Here is a 20,105-nt window from a genome sequence, read left to right as displayed (position 1 = left end):
AAATTGCATAAATTTAACCTAATTGTAGTATCTATATTACTAACCTTCATTGTCAGCTCATGTTCATCAGAAGACCCAGCACAAAATATCGTCTTTAATGAATTGAAATCAGGAGATTTATCTTGTGGTAATGATAACTTCCATCCAGATAATCAAATTATTGAACAATATTTAACTAAGGCCAACAATGGAGATCGATCCGCTCAATTGGAGCTTATGTATATTTATCGACGTCAAAAAGACGACTACGGTCAACGAAATAAAAAAGAAGAGCTTAGATGGATGGTAAGAGTTGCTGAAAAGGGTCATGGGTTGGTTGCTGTTATTTTAGCTAAAAAATATCTAGAAGGAGATTGTCTTGAAAGAGATACTTTAAGAGCTAAGTATTATTATAAAAAAGCAATTGAAAATTTTGAAATATTTGGTTTTACAGAGATGGCTGATCTTACTAGGGAAGATTTAGCTCAGATTGATTATGAAAAAAGTGGACAAAAATAGGATGTATGCTGACCATTTTAGTATGAAAAATTAAAATAACTTAGGTGTTCATTTAAATCTTAAGCTCTTAATAAGAGCTGCTAATTATACAATCAGAAGCTCAGAAAATAAGATTTAAAAGAGAGGTAAGTGTAAATGATGTTTTAACATGAAATAATCGTGTTTGTTGAACATTACTCTAACATCCACATACTAGCGAAACGATGGCAAAACATTATGTAAGGAACAGGTTAGGGAAGAAAACAACACCGACGAAGTCAAAATTATGTAGAACAAAACAAAAAAGCCTTTCTTGTCTGAAAGGCTTAATTTTTTTGGTGGGTCGTGAAGGATTAGAACCTTCGACCAACGGATTAAAAGTCCACAACTAAATCATTTAATATCAATTGATTACCATATTTTTTGTTCTACATTGTATTATGTTTTGGTGTGTATTTTGCTAAATAAAATCAAATAACTAATTTTGTGTGTAGAACTTCAAACGCATAAAAAGCAACTAGCGCAAATTTTGCGCGGGTTCAAATCTTAACCCAAATCAACCCAAATTCTCAGCAGTAATCTACAATATACTTATCTATAAATTTACATAAAGAAACATCATGAAATGCGAAAGTTGTATTTATTGGCAAGCTAAATCAGAACACGATAATCGTATGGCTGATCTTGGCTTAAAACCATGTTCAGTGGAAAACCTTTGGACTTATTACCCTTCGCAGCATGAGTGCCATAATAAGAGATTTGTTATTTTTCAGAATATCTAAAATAAAACTTGAATTATTCTAAAAAACAAGGTAAAACCACCTAAATCAAAATTTTTAGGTGATATATGAAGAACAATAAAAACGTTAGAATAAACCAGATGTTAAAAATGCTGGGAAATGTAAATAAGATGCGAGCTCTTCAAGAAGAAGGGTATGTGCTATCTACTATTGCAAGTATGTTTACTGATAAAGGTATTCCTTTATCAGAAGAGCAAGTGAAGGCGTATATTGAAGCTCCAGAAGTTTTGGGAACCAAAGCATTTAAAAATAAAGATTTTCAAGAACTCATCAGGCATTCTAAAGAAATTGAAGAGTTTAAAGATGAATCCTTAAATAATTAAACTATAAAATTAAAAACCCCTAAATTTTAGGGGTTATCTTATTTGGAATTACTAAAGGTTAGTAATTTTTACTGCTTTTCATTTTCCCATCTTTTTGCAAGCCATTCAAACTCGCAATATAATGTTTTTATTTCTGTATCATCTCTTAATTTCTCAATATACAAACGCAAGCACTTCCAATCCCTGAGTAAATTTGATCTATTCATTAAACAATAGAGTTCTTCATCAAAAACCCCTTTTTTAACGCCAAGACACATAAACTCATAATTATTCAGAATTGTTAAAACAACATCATTATCTGCTTGGATTTTTTCTTCCTGTTCACCATTCCCTATGTTTTTATTATGATTATTAAACTCGCAAGCTAATTTAGTAAAATCTGTACCCACTCTTCTGAGGTCAGCAAATTTTGACCTTATTTCTCTTGAAAAAGAATTCTCTTTTTCTCTAAGAAGGGTATCAACAGTTGATCTTTGTTTACTTTGTTTGTCTGATTGGTTAATTTGCTTAACCATTAACCTTAGCTGCTTTGGCATAAGAAATGCAGAAAAGAACGCCGCAGCAGCAGAAGCTAAGGCCGCAATTAATGCAAGAATTTGAATGTATATTGGATTGACGATATCCATTCGCCTTAGATATCCCAACCTTCAGAATAGATAGTTTTCATGATAAACCCTTTCATAATAAGTCATTTTGTTGGTTTATATATTTGTTATATATAGACAAATATAAATTAAACAAGTTCCTTTTTAATTGGTTTATTGTGTGTTCCTGACACAAAGCTACCTTTTAAAGGTGATAAATATAGACAGTTACTAATTTTTAGTAATCTGTCTTGGAAACACCTCATGAACCCTCCCATAAAGTATTTAGCTTTGGTTAATCAACGTTAGTTGTAAAAATCAACCTTTGCTTGTAATAAATCATATATGATTCGATTCATCATAGCAATATGGTATTCGATAAAAAATTCAATGTTGAATTATGAAATCATCCTATAAACCGCTACATATAAGGACATTTTAACTTTTTTAGTTAAATTTGTTAACCTTAGTTAAATTACGAAAATGGTAATTTTTTGCTACATTCTGGAGAACTCCAACGAACTTTGGCGAACTGAGACGGACAATAGCAAAGTATATTACTTGCGTTTAATTAGTATTATTTCTCACCCATCCCTATAAATGTAGTGTGGTAGAATAGGGTATGAAAAAATTAATCTTACTACCATTACTATTTTTATCTTTTGCTCAGGCTGAAAATTTTGATACGATATCCTGCAAAAATATTGATGTGCTAAATAAAGTGACATTATGTAGAGCAGAAATGTCGCCAATAACCCTTGATTCCGTAATGAAGAGTGATATCTATCGTATTAAAGTGGGCAGTAATGCAAACTTGGAAATGAACTTAATACCTTTCTTGGTTATAAGTTATACAAAACACGTTATGCAGAATGCACCAATGCCCGTAAATATTACATTATTAGGTTTAGCTAATGAAATTTTATAGTAATTTTTATTTATTTGCTTCCCTAAACTCATCAATCACCTGACCATAAACTTGCCATTCTGCTAATTCGTCTCGCTGTTCGTCAGCGATTTTCCCCATTTCTGCGTATCTTTCTGCACATTGTTGGAGTACGTCCCAGCTTTTGGTAATAGCTTCATTAGATGTGCTGGAGATGGTGGTGGTAGTGGATTGCTGATGTTTGAGGTTGGCGATTGTTTGGCGCAACCTGTTAAGCTCATTATCAGCATTAGAAACAGCAAGCTTAGTATTTTCTTTTTCATATATTAATTCCTTCTGTTTTTGTGCAAGTTTATCAATTGCATCTTGCTCTTTTTTACGTGCATCCTCTGAAGCCTCAAGAGCTGCTTGTGTTTCAATTTGAATACGTTTAGCTTCACTTAAAGCCCATTTCTGAGCTTTATCATGTGAACCTTTAACATATCCACCCACAGCCAACAATAATGCAGCCAAGGCGATTAAAAGTGGTTTAGTCATAACTTACTTTCAAAAAGTTGTTTCTCTGCTGCACGTCTACGAGTTAAGCCAGCCAAGACTTTTCCTTTTGCCTTATTCCAGCGTGGGAACTGATTGGCAGCGCCTTTATAATCACCTTGGTTTAATAAGCGTAATAGGGTAAGCATGTCAGCAGCAGCACCAGAGAATTTCTGGTTGTAGATAATTTCCTCTACTCGTGATGTGACTACTAAAAAATCTTTATTGCTTCGATAATTAGCCCATGTGTCCACAGATATATCTAAGAAGATACATAGACCTGATATTGTCATTGCTCTCATCTTTGGAACTGGCTCTTGTGTTACCTCGCCTTGATAAGCAAATGGTCTAATTTCATATAATGGGTTTTCTTCTACCCATGTAAAGTATTCTGTGCAGGCTTCCCATAAATCATCAGGCGAACTAAATTTGGGGTTGCGCCCATGACTACTGCGAGCCTCCCAAAATTTGTTTCCTTTTGGGGCTGCCATATTTATTTCCTCTTGGCACTCTCTTGGTGCTCACTGTAATTTCATAACAGCGAGGGCATTTGATTGATATGAACTTATAATCAGCCTCGCATAGTTTACGATTGCATTTAATACAACGTATTTCTTCTTTCATGTCTATGAGCCTTATGTTAAGCTCTCACTTCCTCGCGAGGATGGAGAAGCCATTGGTTAAGCTCACAGGTATAGTCTGTGTGTTTGATGATCAGACAGGTGTTCGCGCATCTGTTTGATCGCTTCTTTCACTAATTAATTGGAATAATTATGAGTAAATCTAATAAATATTTAAAAATAATCATGTGGATTATTGGTTCAATAATCTGCATGGCTATCATGTTTGTTGTGTTTGTTATGTTCGCTCTGCGTTTTTTTATGCGTGGTTGTTTGTGGTGTTAATTTTATTTCTACTCATAAGCAATAAAAAAGCCCACAATTAAGTGAGCTTGAAAAGAAAATTATGTCTAGTGTTTCTGTTAATCAAAGATACCCATTTCCTTAAAGTACTTTATTGCATCTTCTTCGCTATCTGCTTGAACATATGCAATACATTTACCATTATCTACATCGCTTACACAACAAAGATCACCATAAATTGGGCGACCATGTTTGTCTAAACCTGCTAACAATCTGCAAAGGTAATATATTTTCATACAATCAGAAACTCAGAAATTAGAATATATTGGGTGGTAAGTGTGAACAGTTTCTAAAAAGGAAATTGTCTTAAACTGTGTTGAACATTACTCTACCACCCACAAAAGTCAATATAGCAAAACTATGCCAGTATTGAAAGCTTGTTTCCGTGACTTTCCATGATTTTCCATATTTGTTATTAATCAACAATGTAGTATTCCATTTTTCTCATATATGATTTTTTAGCTCTCTTCCCTATAACGCCTTTTTTGACCCAATGTTTAAGAGAGTGACATATATTATCTGAACCAAAGACATTCCCTGATATGTTATCTATTTCTTTTGCTGTTAAAGGTCTTTTAGCACTTTCTAGTATCTCTATTGAAATATCTGCCACGCTTCTGAATTTAGCCATTTATCGCCACCCCCAATTTATAAAATGCTGCATCACGATATGTTTCTAATGTAGATAAAGGCATTTCTATAATGCGAGCTACTGTTTTAAGTGCCATGTTATGTCCATACACCTCACATGCCACAAGAACACGAATCTCTGTTTTAGATAAATTCTGTATAATTAACTGCTCGGCCTTATTTGCAATCTTTGCGTCATATCTAAAACTTAAACGTCTTTCAATGTCTTCTTCCCATTTATGCCGTTCGGGGTCATTTGCAAAGTGACGTTCAAAAGAGCAGCATGTTTGACCTATTTTGCCTACATCACGATTCCAAGCAGCCTAGTTTCGTATGTATGAACTTACTCTGTTTTTTGTGTTCATTGCTCAATCTCCAGTGTTATTTCCACGCGAGGATTATTTCTATCAACTGTCTTATCTAATACAACAGGGCGCAATATTGAATCATCCATGCCAATAGCCATCATCATTCCATCTTGTGCATGTTTCATTGCTCCATAGAGACCGTCAAGGTCACGTTTTCTATTGTCTTTTTGGTAGAACATTACTTTCATGCCTGTTTTAATCTTTGTATTTTTTAGCCCTGCTGCTATAGTTGCATAATAAGCATCATGCTTTGCCTTATCCCTTTCTTCCTTAGTTGCTGCCCAATGTTTACCATTCTTGCGATTTGGCATGAGTTTTGAATCAGGGAAGGGTAATATTATTATTGTGCTCATTTTCCAGCCATCCATATTAAAAACGCAAAGAATGAAAATGTAATTAAAACAATCAATACTGATGCTGTGTTATTGTCCATTATAAATCCCATCCTTCATTGTTCATCGTTTGTCACCTTTAACTGTTATATCGCCTTTGTTGTACAGCTCAATGATTTTATTTACATATTCAAAATATAACTCTTTGCTTAATCCTTCTTGTTTGTCATAGATGGAATCAAGAGCTTCACATGCTAAATCTGAATAAAATATGATTTTCTTTTTCATTAAAACTCTATGAGTTTCACGTAAACCATTTAATTTAACTAAATAAATACCATTCTCATCGTAATAATTCTTCATGCGACCATCTATGAAATCATGACAAGAGCGGCAACCATACGCGCCAATCAAATCAGTACCTTTTAATCCCATCCCATGAGTACCACTTTTAAGGTGGCAAAATACAGTTGTTTCTCTTGAGCATTCACAAACGCCGTGAGTAAACATAAAACTACATAATTCACCCCTTGCGCCATTTCTAATATGTTTGCTTACTAGGTTTCTTTGTTTATTTATCGACATTTAAATTAACTCCTAATTCAACTGCTGTGGCATAAAGAAATTCAATAAAGGCCGATAGCTCTTTAACTCTAAACTTGCTAGTACTAAGCCCTAGCATAACAATGAACTATATATCAAGCAAAATAAAACCAGCCAAAAGCTCAGAATATCTATAGTGGGAGACCTTAAAAATCTTATAGATAAATTACCAAATGAGGGGAAGTTATTAAGAAATGAAAAAGGCAAAAACTTAACATATAGTATGTTTTGTAATTTGTTTAATCAGGCACGTATTAATGCTGGTGTTAATTTTAATGATTTCCAGTTTAAAGATTTAAGGGCAAAAGCTGGTACAGATAAAGAGGAAATAGGAGGTATGGCAGCAGCAAAAGACCAGCTAGGCCATGCTAGTGAAACAATGACAAAACATTATGTAAGGAATAGATTAGGCAAGAAAACGACACCAACGAAATAAAAAATATGTAGAACAAGCATAAAAATGTAGAACAAACAAAAAAGCCTTTCTTGTCTGAAAGGCTTAATTTTATTGGTGGGTCGTGAAGGATTCGAACCTTCGACCAACGGATTAAAAGACAGTTTTACAATCTTTAGTAAACAATAGGTTATAAAGATAATTGTCTAATAAAATGTAAAATCGGATCATTGATTTTATTGGGTTTTTATATTGAGTATTAGACAGATTTTTCTAATTTTTTGTATATCTCTTTGGTATTTTTTCTAAGTTTTCTTTTTCAAATAATTATTCAGATAAAGGGAGATAATGAAAGCAATTACTTTCTTTCCTTTTTTATGCTTGTCGTTCACATCTATTGTTTATGCAGGGCCAGTAAAATTTCATGAACTGGCTAAAAGGTGTGTACCTGATGTGTCTTCTCACACATTAGCGGCAATCGTTAAAACGGAATCAGGGTTTAATCCCTATGCAATTGGGGTCAATAGAGGGGCTAAACTTTCTAAGCAACCCCAAAACCATCAAGAAGCAGTTTCTACCGCTAAATCTTTAATTGCCAAGGGCGCGAATATCGATATGGGCATTGCTCAGATCAATTCAGCTAATCTTGGTGTGGTTAAGATGAGCGTTGAGCAACTTTTTGATCCATGCCAGAACCTAAAAGCCTCTGCATTGATTTTAAGTAGGAACTATCAGGGTGCAAAGAAGATACATGGTGATGGGCAAAAAGCATTACAAGCAGCTTTATCAGCCTATAACACAGGCTCATTTAGTCGAGGTTTTAATAATGGCTATGTACGTAAGGTACTTGCCAGTGCAGGCAGTAATACAGAACAGGTAACTTTAAAAGTACCTAAGTTAGATCCAAGTTTTTCAACCAAAGCTGCGCCAGTTAAGGCAAAAGCGCAAACAACCAATACAGGAGGAAATAAACCACAAAAGAGTCTTATTGTTTCAACAGTTGAATCAAACAGGGCAGAACCCGTCGAGGGCAGCAAGCCACATCAATCTTGGGATGTCTTCTCCGAGTTCTGACCTGTTTACCATTTTTAATTCACTCAGTCGCTATAGGCGGCTTTTTTTATGTCCGTATGAAGGAAATTTATTTATGAAAGCATTACAAAAGTCTCAAATTTCACAATGGTTATTAGCAGCGTTTTTAAGCGTGTTGTGTCCACTGACCATGGCAGCGGGATTTGAAGGTGAAGTCACCTCAATGATCACAATGATTAGAAACGGGATTTATGTCGTTGTTGGTGTTGTCGCCACAATATGTTTACTTTGGCAATTCGCTCAGGGCTTTATGGGACGTAAAACTTGGGGTGATATTCTGGAAACGGGATTATGGATCGTTGGTGCGGGTGCAGGCATTGTGATTGCGACTTGGTTATTTGCCAAAGGTGGCAGCATGACGTTTTAACAGGAGTGGCCATTATATGAAAGAAAATCCGATTAATAGAGAATGCCCTACCTTTAATGCTTTATCCCGTGAAGCAATGGTTTGGGGGATTCCTTTAATTGCTTTAGCAATATCAGGATTTGTGACGGTAATGGCAGTGATGGCAGCGTTGCCTTTTCTTCAAGGAAAGGCAATGTTGTTTTTACTGTTACCTATTCCGTTTTTATTGTTCCTTAAAACCATCTCTGCCAATGATGATCAGGCATTCAAGATCATTCTTCTTGAAGTGAAATGGTTTTTTAGAAAGAAAAATATAGCCTTATTTAATGGAACATTAACCATTATCTCTACCAAGTTTGGGAGAAATTTAAATGATTATGAGCGATTTTTTGAGCAGTGTTCTAAAAAAACAGCCTGCTCAATCCGATTTTCTGCCGAAAATCTGCCAACACGTCACGGATAATCTAGTCTGGTACAAAGAAGGTTATGTTGGTTTTGTCATCAGAATGGAAGGGCTGGCTTTTGATGGTGTGGATGACAAACATCTGTACACCAGTTTTGTTGGGCTAAAAAACCTGTTTGCTGCTTTAGGCAAAACTTTGGGTAATCACCTTTCTGTCTGGACAACACTACAACGCAAAAAGATTAACTTTGATCGGGATTATGCGTTTTCTACTGATTTTTGCGAACAGTTCGCCAGTAAATACCTCAAGCGATTTCAGGATGAAGATTATTTTGAGAATCTTTTTTATATTACGGCTTTGGTTAAAAGTACGGATATCGATGAAGGGATTAAAGAAGCAGAAGAGCTGATTGATATCATGATGAAGTCTTTAGATGTCTATGATCCGTATTTGCTGACAGCTTATCAGAATCAAGAAGGGACTTTATTTTCTGAAGTGTATGAGTTTTTTGGTTCCTTGATTAATGGTACAGAGCAAAAAATACCCTTATCCAGTGTCGATGCTTATCAGAATCTAGCCAGTGCCAATTTACACTTTGGCTCGGACATATTGGAAATTCGGCCAGATCAAGCCAATAGAAAATATGCGGTGATGTTTGATTTAAAGGATTTTGGCTTATCTAAACCCAAGATATTGACCCAGATATTAACATTGTCTTGTGAATTTACCTTGACCCAATCTTTGGTGTACATCAACCCTTATGCTATGCAAGAAAAAATCAACCGACAAATGAATAACCTTCAGTCAGTGGGTGATAAAGCACAAGGACAAATAGATGAGCTGCTTGAGGGACAAGGTAAACTGACTTCAGGAGAATTGATGTTTGGTGAATATCATGCCGCATTGGTGGTCTATGGTAAAACACCACAGGAAGCGACTTACAATGGTTCCAAAGCCTATGCTGCTTTTTTAAATTCTGGCGGGTATCGTTTTACCAAAGCCACCTTATCCGCTCCTGCAACCTTTTTCAGCCAAGTACCCAATAGTCAGGAAAAACCCAGAAAGTACCCTAAAACAACCGAAAATTTGGCCACCACCTTTGGCATACACAATTACTCCCATGGTAAATCACATGGTAATCCAATTGGGGATGGAACCGCCGTGATGCCCTTACAAACTGTATCCAAAACCGTGTATGACTTTAACTTCCATTTTACCAATCAAAAAGAAGATAACTTGGGTGAAAAAGTGGCTGGCCATACTCTCATTTTAGGGGCAACGGGTACAGGTAAAACTACGCTACAAACTGCCATTCTTTCTTTTGTTGAAAGGTTTGATCCCTTTATCTTTGCCATGGATTTAGATAGAGGGATGGAAATTTTTATTCGTGCCATTGGTGGTCAGTATTTTGCACTGGAAGCTGGAGAGCCAACAGGATTGAATCCATTTCAATTACCTGTGACACCAGTCAACAGAGAATTTCTCTATACATTAGTGACTATGTGTGGATCAGATGAAGAGGGCAAAATAACTGCTGTAGAAGAAAAACAAGTTCAATTTGCTGTGGATGCCACACTTGACCTAGATATGGAGAACAGGAACTTTAGTACATTGCTACAAAGTATTCCTCATTCTGATGATCCTAACTCATTGAGAATCCGCTTAAGCAAATGGTGTCGTAGTGAAAATGGTCGTTATGCTTGGTGTTTGGATAATCCAATCAACCTGTTTAACCCTGAAACCTTCTATCGGATTGGCTTTGATTTAACAGCAGTATTGAAGGATGACTACCCACCTACAGCACCCATTCTGGCTTTTATGTTTCACCTACGTAATTTAATGATGGTCAGGGTCAGTAAAGTAGACGGCATATTGGCAACCATTATTGAAGAATTTTGGTATGCCGCTCGGTTTCAGGCATTACAGGAAATCATGCTGAAGATACTCAAAACGGATCGTAAACTGGGTGGTTGGTTAATTCTGGTTTCTCAATCGCCCGAAGATGCCATCAATTGCCCTATCTTCCCCGCCATTATTCAACAAACACCCACCAAGATATTCTTACCCAACCCTGATGCAGAATACGAAGGCAGTTATCAAAGGTGTGGTTTAACAGAAAAGGAATTTAAACAATTATCAGAACTTTCTACAGACTCTCGTACTTTCTTAGTCAAACAAGGTCGACAATCTGCTTTTGCCAAGCTTGATCTGTATGGCTTTAGTGATGAAATCCCCATTCTATCTGGTTCTGCTGATAACGTAGAAATACTGTATCAGGTAATGAAAGAGTATGGGGAAGAGCCTAAACAGTGGCTTGAGCCATTTGTGCAAAGGTTACAAGTCAAACGTGCTGAAAAGCGTAAGTCTTAAAAATGTGAATATTTATTAATCATTTTTATTCACCACTAATCATTTGATCATTTTTTACCTACCGCACTATGCGGTTTTTTTATTGTTCAATTATGGAGTTTTATTATGAAAAAACAGAAAAAGTATTTTATTTCGATTATTTTATCTGCTTGTATGCTGATTTTCCCTCTGACAAGTTACGCTGGTGGTATCCCTGTTTTTGATGGGGCTCAAGTTGCCAACACCTTACAACAGATTATTCACATGAAAGAGCAAATTGATAATCAGATCCAACAGATTGCTGAGTTAAAAAATCAGGTGTCGGCATTAACTGGATCCAAGGGGGTTGGTAGTGCGTTCTCTGAAACGGCTTTAGAACAACTACCTACAGAATGGAAAGATTTGTATGGCAGTATTGCCAATACTGATTATAAAAAAATGATTCAGGGTAAAACCTATACCCCTGACACAGCCATGAAACAGTTGGTGAATAATTATGATTCTTCAGTGCAGGCATTTAATGACACAAAATTACGTTTAAATAATCTGCAAAAGATGATCAAGAAGATTGATTCGACCACAGATATTAAAGCAGCACAGGATTTACAGAACAGAATAGCAGCGGAAAGTGCTATTATTCAGAACAATCAAACCAAATTGGATATGATGGCTAGATTAGCAGAACAGATGGAGAAAATAGAATATTACAAACGCATGGATCGCCGCTCCTGCTATGCTAAAAATTTTAAAAGCCAAAACTGGGATGCCTGTAAATAATTAATCAAGGAGACTTATTATGCGGATAGCACTTACTTTATTGATACCTGTATTTTTACTGATGGGTTGTTCAAAGGAACCTGTTGCTTGGGAAGACAAAACACCTGAACAACGGCATGAAGAGACTAAGTGGTGGCGAAGTTGCTATGCAAAAAATATGAAAGCTTTTCAACCTGATTTTTGTGATGCAGAATTCGAAAAGGAATTTGGCTATCCGTATAAAGTGAAAAAGAAAAATTAAATATTTTCTTAAATTTTAGTAAATATACCAACCCAGCAAATTTTTTGCTGGGTTTTTATTTGAGGAGTCATCAATGTGAGTGCCTATTTTTCAACTGTAGCTGATGCTTTACTTAATGGTATGGGGACGAACTTATTCGCTAAATCAGCTAATTTAATTTCTGGTATTGCCCCTTTGTTTGCTGCTGGTTTTGGTGTATATGTTCTACTGGTCATAATGAGCTACTACAACAGGGGATTAGATGAAAACATCATGGACTTTAGTAAGAGAATGATAGGTTGGCTAGTCATTATCGCCTGCGCTTTTAATGCAGGAACATATAATAAACTGGCAAATATGATGTATGAGATGCCTGAAGCTCTTAGTGGTTTGCTTGGAACAGGAGAATATTCAGCCAGCGCTTTAGATACTAATATTAATAATTTTGTTGATACGATAATAAAAGTTTGGGATAGTATGTCCAGCGAATTATCCATTACGGATATAGCCGACAGTATCACTACATTTCTGTTACTTGGTGTTATTGCTCTATTAGGTATTGTTTTTTTTGCAGTCACATCAGCTTTTTATTTAGTAGCGAAGCTGTCTTTAGCCATGGTGATTTTAGTTGGGCCAATTTTTATAGGTGCTATGTTATTTCCAGCAACAAGACAATGGGGGATGAATTGGATTGGTCAAGTGTTTAATTATACGATTACCATCGTTTTTTATGTCGTTTTAGGGACATTACAACAGGATTTTTTTATCAGGCATATGACATTAAATCCTGCAACTAAGGATATAATAATGTTAGTTCCTACAGCATGTATATTTATCACTTCAACAATGATTTTTTTAATAGTTGCATGGAATGTACCAAGTATAGCATCTGCCTTAACAGGAGGTGCAAGCATAGGTGGCATAACGAGGACAATGACATCAATTGGTAACAAAGTTAAGATGCCTTCTTTTAGAGGGGGAGGTTCAAGCAGCGGTGGCAGTATCAAAAGAAATTAATAATTAATGGGAGAAAAAAGAATGTTTTATAAATTAAAGCGTATTTATTTCACTGTATCTCGTGGTGTTAATAAGGGTATAGATATATTAATTTATATTTGGCATACTTTTTTGTCCGTATTACGCGCCATAAAAAAGACACTAGATGCGATTGGATATGCAATAGCATGGTCTCTCGGGATGTTTATCTTGATCGTAAAATATTCTTTTGGTCTTCTTGCTGTTGTTGGTGTACTAGGCGCATTAATTTCCTTACTCTTGGGGCTTAGAGATATATCTTTAAATCTGCTTATAGCTGGTTGTATAGGTTGTTTTCTTTTCTTCATGGTAGCTGTTGTGGCCCCTAATTTTGGTCGGGTCAATTATTATGATGATTAAAATATAATGGAGGCACTTTAATTCAACCTCATTAATTTAACTCGCTTAGCGAGTTTTTTTATTGACCTTTTAAGGAGAAATACTTATGATTCATTTGCCGTGCTCAATAGCACGGTCTGGTGTAGCAACCTGAATGATATGGGCAGATATTACCGCTTAATAGCGGTATTTTCATCTGTGTATATTGCTCCTATGGTGGGGCAGTATGAGGCAACCGAAAGGTTGGCTGCTTCCTATATCGCAGTTTGCTACCCTCGTATTGTCCTGCCACCCTTACTGTAGCAAGTAAGAGGTAGGTTTTAAAACCGATATAGGAGTAATAGTATGTCTAACTTAATCCCTTTTTCATTTGAAAATCATCCAGTTCAAACATTAACAATTAATGACGAATTATGGTTTGTTGCTAAAGATATCATGAATGCTTTAGAGTATGCCGAATCAAGTAGACCAAGCAAAGTGATAAGCCACATTCCTGAAGAATGGAAGGGTGTGAAACAGATTCACACCCTTGGAGGTAAACAACGTATAGCTTGTATTTCAGAACAAGGGCTATATTTTTTTCTAGGGCGCTCAGATAAACCAAAGGCTTTGCCTTTTCAAAAATGGTTGGCTGGAGAAGTTCTCCCATCTATCCGTAAAACTGGAGAGTTTTCAAATAAAGAAACTTTAAATTTAGAGGGGTATAATGAATTAAATGAGCTTAATCAATTAATTGGCAATATTTTGGATTTTCGTTTTCTTCTAACATTTGATGAACAGAAGAAACCTCGTATACGTATATTGTCTTATGATGATTTAATTTTTGTAACAGAAGATATTCCAAAATTAATTAATAATCGGCTGAATATTTCAGAAGAGTTATTACTTAAAATCATACAAGCATGTACCAAGAGGCTTACCATGATGGCTTCATGTCGTTTAATTGAAGAAAAAATCAAAAAGTAAAAGTCTATATTGCAGTAAACAATAAACATTTTTATCAACCTTAACTCGCCTAGTGCGAGTTTTTTTATGTCTAAATAAAGGAATTTTTTAATGAAAACATGTATTGCACTCATGATGGCACTACTCTTTTGTGCTGCCTGCACCAATAAACCACCTCGTCCCTATGGACAATATTTCCCCATTAACAAAGACGTTCAGGAGGTGAATAAATGACTCAAAAGCAACTATCTTCCCAAAAAGCAGCCAGTAAGTTTATCCAATGTGCCAAAGATTTCGAAAAGTCCGAAATTGAACGAGTTCGTAAAAAAAGCAAGATTGCTTGGCGGATTACTTGTGCATGTTTGCTGATTATGGGGTTGTCCATTGGGGCAATTGCAGGACTGACCCCACTTAAAACGGTGATCCCTTTTGTGATCAGGGTAGACAATAATACAGGTGCAACGGATATTGTTACCCAACTTAAAACCTCTGAAAAATCTTATGGTGAAGTGATCAATAAATACTGGCTAGCTCAGTACGTGATTTATCGGGAATCCTATGATTGGCAAACAGTACAGTCTACGTACAATGCCACCAATTTATTGTCTGCACCACCAGTACAAGCCGAATTTGCCAAACTGTATAACAAAAACCCTGCTGCGCCTCACTTGGTATTGAAGGATCAATTCAAAGTAATTGTGAAGGTGAATGCCATTAGCTTTGTCGGTGAAATGGCGCAAATTCGTTTTGAAAAGCATCTGATTCCTTTGACCAATGGGATTACCAAGCCTGCCCCTCAAAAGATGATTGCGACAGTGGCGTTTGAATATCAAAACAAACCCCTTCAAGAAACAGATCGTCTGATTAACCCGTTAGGTTTTCAAGTGACGAGTTACCGTGTTGATCCAGAAGCTGCGCCATAAGGAGAAATAAATAATGTTCAATAATAAGTTATGTATTTTAGTGATGTTGCTTGGTTGTTCAGTTATGGCCAATGCAGATATTACCCCCAGCACATCTGTTAAAGATGCCCGTATTCAGTATGTGCATTATGACCCTGATAATGTGGTTAATATCCGTGCCCAAGTGGGCAGAACAACCATGATTCAACTGGAGCAAGACGAACGGTTGATTGGAGATAATGCTGCTTTAGGTATGGGGGATGGGCAAGCATGGAATTTATCTGTTAAGGGTAACAACATCATATTTAAGCCCATTGCGCAAAGCCCTAATACCAATATGATCATCACCACCAATAAACGCACTTATGCGTTTTATTTGTCTTTGGCTCGTCAAGTGCGAAAAGGACAGAAGCCTCAAGCGCCTACTTATATTTTGCGTTTTTCTTATCCTGATAGTCAAAAAGCTGTGATGCAGGCAGAAACCATAAAACGACAGCAGGCGAAGGACATTTTACAGAGCCTACCCGAACAAAAGGAGCAAACCAACTACAACTATTGGGCTCAAGGGGCTAAAGCACTGGTTCCTACTGCTGTTTTTGATAATGGTTTATTTACCTTTTTCAAATTTAATGATGGGCGGGATTTACCCACGATTTATAAGGTAATGCCTGATGGTTCAGAGATGCTGCTCAATACCCATATTGAAGCAGATACCGTCATTGTGCATGAAACCGCTAAAAAATACATGCTGCGTTTGGGTAACAGTGTCCTTGCTGTTGAAAATCGTGGCTTTGATGAAAAAGGACTATTTAATCGTACAGGTACTTCAGACCAAAACTCTGTTCGTATCGTTAAGTAAAGGATCACAATATGGGTATTTTAGATAAATTCAAAAAGAAAAAACCACTGGATCACGAACTGGAGAACACCATCACCTCTCTTGCTGATGCGATTCAGGATGACACGGTAGAAATGGGTATTCCTCAAGATTTAAGCCCAAGTAAAAAGAACAATAATGTCAGTAAAGTGGCTATGGCGGGCATTGGTATTGTTGCCCTTGGTTTAATTGTTTCAGGTCTGATCGCGTTTAGTAGTGGATCAAGTGAAACCGTAGCAGAAAACACCCAACCACTTGATGAAATCAAAAACAATCAACCTAAAGATTTTGAACAAGATAAGGAAGAGCTGGCATTACAACTGCCTGAAGAAGCCAGTGAACCTGAAGCTATAGATATGGCTCAGATTTCAGAACAACAATCTGAAGCAGCTCCTGATCAGATGGCACAATCAACGGATCAAAAAGAACCAGAAGAAACACCTGAACAACGTAAGATGAGGGGTAATGTTCTGGTGGATTTTGAAGGTGGACGTTCTACTGGGGAATATGATACTCAAACTGCCGAAGCACAACCTGTCAGTTTTAATGATGATGGATCAGGTAGTAGTACATTGGGGGATAAATTAAAACCCACTGCAACTTATCAAGCCACAGCACAAAAGCGTATCGATTCTACTTACCTATTATCCAAAGGAACCAATATACCCTGTACACTGGATACCCAGATCATTACCACTCATGCAGGCTTTACTCGTTGTCTGGTAACCAAAGATGTTTATTCTGCCAATGGTCGGGTATTACTGTTAGAGCGTGGCTCTAAACTGGTGGGGGAACAAACTTCTGCCTTGGTTCAAGGTCAAGCTAGGGTATTTGTGCTGTGGAATGAGGTTGAAACGCCTAATGGGGTTAAGGTCAATATCGCCAGTACAGGTGCGGGACAATTGGGTGCTGCGGGACATGGCGCACGGGTCAATTATCATTTCTTTCAACGTTTTGGTGGGGCAATGCTGATCAGCCTGATTTCAGATTTATCAGAAAACCTGAATAACCGTAATAAAGGCAATGACAACATCACTTTTGAAAACGCCAATGATGCTGCTGAAGAGATGGCAACAGAAGCCTTAAAAAACAGCATCAATATTCCACCTACTGGATACGTGAACCAAGGTTCATTAATCAATGTGATGGTGTCTCGTGATGTGGATTTTTCTAAAGTGTATGAAGTGGTCACTCCATATTTTTAATGATACACAAAATAAATCTATCCAATCAAAACCAGCTAACCAAAATGAGCTGGTTTCTTTATGTCTTTTTTATAAGGTCAAAACAATGATCCATGATGATATTGTTGTCAGAAACTTACTCAAACAATTGAGTATTGATGATTATCTCAACCGTACAGGCATTACTGAAGTGATGATCAATCGCCCCAATGAAGTGTTTTTAGAGGGCTCTAGTGGTGTTATTCGATTAGAAAATGAGGCATTAAGTTACACCAAACTGGAAACACTGGCCAATGCCCTAGCAATTTACAATTCAAAATCCATTAATCATCTTCACCCTATGCAATCAGTTACTTTACCTGATGGGGAGCGTGGCCATATTATGATGCCGCCTTCTTGTGAAGATAAAACCATAGTATTCAGTTTCAGGAAACCATCCAATACCCGTTTTAGTTTAGATGATTATTTACATACAAACAGGTTGCAATCCTTTACTGATGTGGGCTCATTCGGTAAAGCGCAAACAGATATTGAAATCAACAGTAAACATTACCGTGATCTCAGTGACAAGATGAAACTACCTCTTGATGTCCTTCTTCATGATTGGCAACTGGATATGCTGCAAGCTAAAGCAGATCGAAATTTAAACCGTTTTTTTGAATTGGCGGTACTGTATAAACTGAACATTTGTATGGTTGGTGGTACAGGATCAGGCAAAACCACCTTTACCAAAGCCCTTGCCGATATGATCCCTCTCGATACAAGAATCCTCACCATTGAAGACACCCACGAGCTGGATTTACCCCACCATCCCAACCATGTTCATCTGTTTTTTAAAGAACATGTGACAGCCAAGGCAGTGATCTCCAGTTGTATGAGGTTAAAGCCTGATCGCATTTTCTTAACAGAACTAAGAGGAGATGAAGCTTGGGATTATCTTTCAGCATTAAATACAGGTCATGCAGGCGGTTTAACTTCTGTCCATGCCAATGATGCGCGTTCAGTTCATTATCGAATCGCCCAACTGGCAAAAGAATCCTCTACAGGTCAAACAATGGATTTTAACTATATTCTGAATACGGTCAGAGCCACTATTGATATTGTGTGTTTCTTCAGTAAAACCTATATGACAGAACTGTATTTTGATCCGGTGGAGAAGTTTTATGCCATGAGTGGGCGAAGTTGATTTTTTTACCAACAACCTAGTGGCACACTTTTCGACCATAACTGGTCGTTTTTTATCAAAAGGAAATAAACATGAGTAAAGAATTTATATTTAATAAGTCACTTGTAGAAGATGAGCCGACAGAAATGGGGAAAAAACATCTAAATGAATTAAGTGAATATATTCAATCTCACTTAGATGGCCTAAAGGCATTATCTTTCTCCATGTATCGGACTGATCAGGATAAAATTCAGTGTTTTGCAGTTGATATGATTGGATTTAATGAAAAATATTGTAGCCTAACGATTGGCAGTACCAATATCAGTCGTTGGGAGCCCATGTACAATACGGTGGATATTGACGTAATTGATGGTATTGATGCAATCGGAATTCTCAATTTTCTTATCAGTACATTTAATTTAAAAAATGTTATGGAAAATAAGGAGAATGGCGCACTCGTTTACTATTAAGTTATTTGACTGTACCTACCAGTCTTAAATTGCGTAAATCAGCTATTCTTATTTGATAAACCTCTTTTCCTGAAGGGGTTGTAACCAACTCAATTGCATCTGGAATAAAATATGCATTAATTTTGTCAAATTTATTAGCATTCTCTAACACATCAATGAGCTCACGTCGTGATCGATAGTTTGTTATTTGCTCGGACGAAATGTAAATAGAAACACTCCGTTCATTGATTTTGGCACCCATATAGATACTGTAGCCTTTGCCATATGATTTTATATTTTTAGAGATATAGCCATACATAATGCCATTAAAATCTGGCTGGTTCCAAACATATGTAAATACTTTGAAATAGTCGTACCAAGATGTTTGTACACCTGCTACTCTTAGCGGAAATTGCCTGAACTCATCTACTTCGAATGCTTCAGATAGTTCGTGATGGCAGCGAACCAGTTTGTAAAATGAAGATGTTTTACGTACTTTTTCTATCGCTTCCGTACAACGGTCTTGATGGCTTTTGACACCTGAATTCTGCGGTTTATGATCTATAACAGTGTGCGTAGGGTCATCTGAATTTACACCGATATTCGGGTCATAAGGGTCATAGACTGAGATTAGATAGTCATTTTTGAGAGAGGTATACAGCTTTCTGCGTATATCAGCTTCTTCAGGTGTTTCGCCTTGGTGCGTTCCTTCATAGAAAGCATATTCGTTGGCTAAAACCCATTCACAGTTTTCGTGATGTTTGTAATATGTATTTTCTCGAAAGTGCATGGCTTTTTTGTGTTCAGACAGTGGCACATTATGATTGACCCCAATAATAGGCACTTCTTGTAGGCGACATTCAACTGAGGAGCAAAAAAAATCAAGTTTTTCACCATTTCTTTCCATTGATGCTGCGTGCGCCTCTTCTATATCAACTACCTTATCAAGTTGAACACAGTAGGCCGCAGTAATCTTAATCTTTTTCATAATTTACTTTCAGAAAGAGGTAGCATAAGGGAATAAAAATAATTATTTATAATACACAGTATCAAGGGAAAAAAGCAATCAAATATGACATCAGGCACCAAGATACTTTTGGTATTTTGCTATCATTTTCCACAATTGATCATTGCTCCGATCAGTAAATCTGGCATCAATTTTTTGTG

The 20,105-nt window shown here is 36.6% G+C and carries 27 protein-coding genes; 19 read left to right on the top strand and 8 right to left on the bottom strand.

Going from position 1 to position 20,105, the window contains the following annotated elements:
* The first annotated feature begins 3 nt into the window (after positions 1–3).
* On the top strand, positions 4–498 hold the full coding sequence (locus tag AADH04_RS06005; RefSeq protein WP_434779335.1) for a hypothetical protein: 495 nt from the start codon (positions 4–6) through the stop codon (positions 496–498).
* An 826-nt stretch (positions 499–1,324) separates the two neighbouring features.
* Positions 1,325–1,600 carry a hypothetical protein gene (locus AADH04_RS06000; RefSeq protein ID WP_434779334.1) on the top strand — a complete coding sequence of 92 codons (276 nt, stop codon included), beginning with the start codon at positions 1,325–1,327 and terminating at the stop codon, positions 1,598–1,600.
* 68 nt (positions 1,601–1,668) lie between these two features.
* Here AADH04_RS06000 and AADH04_RS05995 read toward each other — a convergent pair whose 3' ends face one another.
* Entirely contained in the window at positions 1,669–2,226 is a 558-nt protein-coding gene (locus AADH04_RS05995; protein WP_434779333.1) for a DUF4760 domain-containing protein, read from the bottom strand.
* A gap of 580 nt (positions 2,227–2,806) precedes the next feature.
* Between AADH04_RS05995 and AADH04_RS05990 the strand changes: the two genes are divergently transcribed.
* Positions 2,807–3,112, top strand: coding sequence for a hypothetical protein (locus tag AADH04_RS05990; protein WP_434779332.1), 306 nt, complete (start codon positions 2,807–2,809; stop codon positions 3,110–3,112).
* Positions 3,113–3,118: 6 nt separating this feature from the next.
* On the opposite strand, the gene AADH04_RS05985 is transcribed toward AADH04_RS05990, so the two are convergent.
* The 6 genes from AADH04_RS05985 to AADH04_RS05960 all read right to left on the bottom strand — a co-directional run bounded on the left by AADH04_RS05985 (position 3,119) and on the right by AADH04_RS05960 (position 6,442).
* The gene (locus AADH04_RS05985; RefSeq protein WP_434779331.1) at positions 3,119–3,607 is read right to left on the bottom strand and encodes a DUF2514 family protein; all 489 of its coding nucleotides are present in this window, start codon (positions 3,605–3,607) and stop codon (positions 3,119–3,121) included.
* Positions 3,604–4,095 (bottom strand): terminase small subunit, encoded by a 492-nt coding sequence (locus tag AADH04_RS05980; protein ID WP_434779330.1) that lies wholly within the window; start codon positions 4,093–4,095, stop codon positions 3,604–3,606. Before AADH04_RS05980 ends, AADH04_RS05985 begins: the two co-directional genes overlap by 4 nt.
* Positions 4,052–4,228 (bottom strand): Com family DNA-binding transcriptional regulator, encoded by a 177-nt coding sequence (locus tag AADH04_RS05975; RefSeq protein ID WP_434779329.1) that lies wholly within the window; start codon positions 4,226–4,228, stop codon positions 4,052–4,054. The genes AADH04_RS05980 and AADH04_RS05975 overlap by 44 nt, the downstream gene beginning before the upstream one ends.
* Positions 4,229–4,942: 714 nt before the next feature.
* Positions 4,943–5,158 carry a hypothetical protein gene (locus tag AADH04_RS05970; RefSeq protein ID WP_434779254.1) on the bottom strand — a complete coding sequence of 72 codons (216 nt, stop codon included), beginning with the start codon at positions 5,156–5,158 and terminating at the stop codon, positions 4,943–4,945.
* 360 nt (positions 5,159–5,518) lie between these two features.
* Complete coding sequence (locus AADH04_RS05965) at positions 5,519–5,878, bottom strand: RusA family crossover junction endodeoxyribonuclease (protein WP_434779328.1); 360 nt, start codon at positions 5,876–5,878, stop codon at positions 5,519–5,521.
* Between the two features lie 102 nt (positions 5,879–5,980).
* The gene (locus AADH04_RS05960; RefSeq protein ID WP_434779327.1) at positions 5,981–6,442 is read right to left on the bottom strand and encodes a nuclease domain-containing protein; all 462 of its coding nucleotides are present in this window, start codon (positions 6,440–6,442) and stop codon (positions 5,981–5,983) included.
* 154 nt (positions 6,443–6,596) lie between these two features.
* Here AADH04_RS05960 and AADH04_RS05955 point away from each other — a divergent pair, with 154 nt between their 5' ends.
* The 16 genes from AADH04_RS05955 to AADH04_RS05880 all read left to right on the top strand — a co-directional run bounded on the left by AADH04_RS05955 (position 6,597) and on the right by AADH04_RS05880 (position 18,959).
* Positions 6,597–6,896, top strand: coding sequence for a tyrosine-type recombinase/integrase (locus AADH04_RS05955; RefSeq protein WP_434779326.1), 300 nt, complete (start codon positions 6,597–6,599; stop codon positions 6,894–6,896).
* Between the two features lie 306 nt (positions 6,897–7,202).
* Entirely contained in the window at positions 7,203–7,928 is a 726-nt protein-coding gene (locus AADH04_RS05950; RefSeq protein WP_434779325.1) for a lytic transglycosylase domain-containing protein, read from the top strand.
* Positions 7,929–8,001: 73 nt separating this feature from the next.
* Positions 8,002–8,313: a TrbC/VirB2 family protein gene (locus AADH04_RS05945; protein WP_434776868.1), complete on the top strand. Its 312-nt coding sequence runs from the start codon at positions 8,002–8,004 to the stop codon at positions 8,311–8,313.
* 16 nt (positions 8,314–8,329) lie between these two features.
* On the top strand, positions 8,330–8,755 hold the full coding sequence (locus AADH04_RS05940; protein WP_434779324.1) for a VirB3 family type IV secretion system protein: 426 nt from the start codon (positions 8,330–8,332) through the stop codon (positions 8,753–8,755).
* Positions 8,670–11,066, top strand: coding sequence for a conjugal transfer protein (locus tag AADH04_RS05935; protein ID WP_434779323.1), 2,397 nt, complete (start codon positions 8,670–8,672; stop codon positions 11,064–11,066). Before AADH04_RS05940 ends, AADH04_RS05935 begins: the two co-directional genes overlap by 86 nt.
* Positions 11,067–11,171: 105 nt before the next feature.
* Positions 11,172–11,822 (top strand): type IV secretion system protein, encoded by a 651-nt coding sequence (locus AADH04_RS05930; RefSeq protein WP_434779322.1) that lies wholly within the window; start codon positions 11,172–11,174, stop codon positions 11,820–11,822.
* 19 nt (positions 11,823–11,841) lie between these two features.
* Entirely contained in the window at positions 11,842–12,063 is a 222-nt protein-coding gene (locus AADH04_RS05925) for a hypothetical protein (RefSeq protein WP_434779321.1), read from the top strand.
* Positions 12,064–12,138: 75 nt separating this feature from the next.
* Positions 12,139–13,059: a type IV secretion system protein gene (locus AADH04_RS05920; protein ID WP_434779320.1), complete on the top strand. Its 921-nt coding sequence runs from the start codon at positions 12,139–12,141 to the stop codon at positions 13,057–13,059.
* 21 nt (positions 13,060–13,080) lie between these two features.
* Positions 13,081–13,437: a hypothetical protein gene (locus AADH04_RS05915; RefSeq protein WP_434779319.1), complete on the top strand. Its 357-nt coding sequence runs from the start codon at positions 13,081–13,083 to the stop codon at positions 13,435–13,437.
* Between the two features lie 324 nt (positions 13,438–13,761).
* Entirely contained in the window at positions 13,762–14,382 is a 621-nt protein-coding gene (locus AADH04_RS05910; RefSeq protein WP_434779318.1) for a BRO-N domain-containing protein, read from the top strand.
* 90 nt (positions 14,383–14,472) lie between these two features.
* Positions 14,473–14,595, top strand: coding sequence for a hypothetical protein (locus tag AADH04_RS05905; protein ID WP_434779317.1), 123 nt, complete (start codon positions 14,473–14,475; stop codon positions 14,593–14,595).
* Positions 14,592–15,284, top strand: coding sequence for a virB8 family protein (locus tag AADH04_RS05900; RefSeq protein WP_434779095.1), 693 nt, complete (start codon positions 14,592–14,594; stop codon positions 15,282–15,284). Before AADH04_RS05905 ends, AADH04_RS05900 begins: the two co-directional genes overlap by 4 nt.
* A 13-nt stretch (positions 15,285–15,297) precedes the next feature.
* On the top strand, positions 15,298–16,122 hold the full coding sequence (gene virB9, locus AADH04_RS05895; RefSeq protein ID WP_434779094.1) for a P-type conjugative transfer protein VirB9: 825 nt from the start codon (positions 15,298–15,300) through the stop codon (positions 16,120–16,122).
* Positions 16,123–16,133: 11 nt separating this feature from the next.
* Entirely contained in the window at positions 16,134–17,345 is a 1,212-nt protein-coding gene (gene virB10 / locus AADH04_RS05890) for a type IV secretion system protein VirB10 (RefSeq protein ID WP_434779316.1), read from the top strand.
* A gap of 85 nt (positions 17,346–17,430) precedes the next feature.
* The gene (gene virB11, locus AADH04_RS05885; RefSeq protein ID WP_434779804.1) at positions 17,431–18,510 is read left to right on the top strand and encodes a P-type DNA transfer ATPase VirB11; all 1,080 of its coding nucleotides are present in this window, start codon (positions 17,431–17,433) and stop codon (positions 18,508–18,510) included.
* A gap of 71 nt (positions 18,511–18,581) precedes the next feature.
* Positions 18,582–18,959 carry a hypothetical protein gene (locus tag AADH04_RS05880; protein WP_434779315.1) on the top strand — a complete coding sequence of 126 codons (378 nt, stop codon included), beginning with the start codon at positions 18,582–18,584 and terminating at the stop codon, positions 18,957–18,959.
* Between the two features lies 1 nt (position 18,960).
* Here the strand turns inward: AADH04_RS05880 and AADH04_RS05875 are convergent, their stop codons facing one another.
* Positions 18,961–19,926, bottom strand: a complete 966-nt coding sequence (locus AADH04_RS05875) for a hypothetical protein (protein ID WP_434779314.1) — start codon at positions 19,924–19,926, stop codon at positions 18,961–18,963.
* Positions 19,927–20,105 lie beyond the last annotated feature (179 nt).

Origin of the sequence: Neisseria sp. Ec49-e6-T10 (genome assembly GCF_051132615.1) — a bacterium.
Classification (GTDB): Bacteria; Pseudomonadota; Gammaproteobacteria; order Burkholderiales; family Neisseriaceae.
This window is presented reverse-complemented; position numbering and strand designations above follow the sequence as displayed.